Origin of the sequence: Caballeronia arvi (genome assembly GCF_001544695.2) — a bacterium.
In the GTDB taxonomy this organism is placed as follows: Bacteria; Pseudomonadota; Gammaproteobacteria; order Burkholderiales; family Burkholderiaceae; genus Caballeronia; species Caballeronia arvi.
In genome coordinates this window covers 1-511 of record NZ_FCOM02000349.1, presented here as the reverse complement: position 1 = coordinate 511, position 511 = coordinate 1, and the positions used below count along the sequence as shown (strand labels likewise).

At 63.4% G+C, this 511-nt stretch carries 2 protein-coding genes; both read right to left on the bottom strand.

All coding sequences use genetic code 11. The features are described from left to right. The coding region (locus tag AWB74_RS45290; RefSeq protein ID WP_143749589.1) for an SDR family NAD(P)-dependent oxidoreductase at positions 1–296 on the bottom strand (296 nt) is incomplete at its 3' end. An 87-nt stretch (positions 297–383) separates the two neighbouring features. After that, positions 384–506, bottom strand: coding sequence for a DUF883 family protein (locus AWB74_RS45285; protein ID WP_087039612.1), 123 nt, complete (start codon positions 504–506; stop codon positions 384–386). Between the last annotated feature and the right edge of the window lie 5 nt (positions 507–511).

Below are 511 nucleotides of genomic sequence, written 5' to 3'. Positions count from 1 at the left end.
GAGACGCCTGCATTGTTGACCCAGGTGTCGAAGCCGCCGAAACGCGAGATCGCCTCGTCCGCAGCGGCTTGCAACTGTGCACGGTCGCCGACATCTGCGACGGCGTACGAGACACTGTCGCTTCGATCTCGCGACAACTCGCTGGCGAGCTCGGAAAGCGCCTTTTCATCGCGCGATACGAGCATCAGCCTCGCGCCGCGTCGGGCAGCGGTACGCGCGGTGACGAGCCCTATTCCACTCGTCGCGCCCGTGATGACGATGACCTGTTCGTTTAGAGGCTTGAGTCTGATTCGCATGGTGCACTCGCTGCGGGAGAGGAATCCATGCGCTCAAGCATTGCGCGTTCCTCAGGCGTCGTCGGGGGGCGCCATCACCGCGGCAGTTCAACGCGATGCAAGCATTCCGATGACGAGACCCGCAACCGCGGCCAGCGCGATCGCTTTCCACGGATTGTCGTGCACGAAGTCATCGGTCGTTTCGGAGGCCGCGCGGTATCGGGTCGCCATTCCGT

What these genes read in the sequence shown, in the direction of transcription:
- AWB74_RS45285 (WP_087039612.1), bottom strand. Translation starts at nt 506, where the DNA reads ATGGCGACCCGATACCGCGCGGCCTCCGAAACGACCGATGACTTCGTG.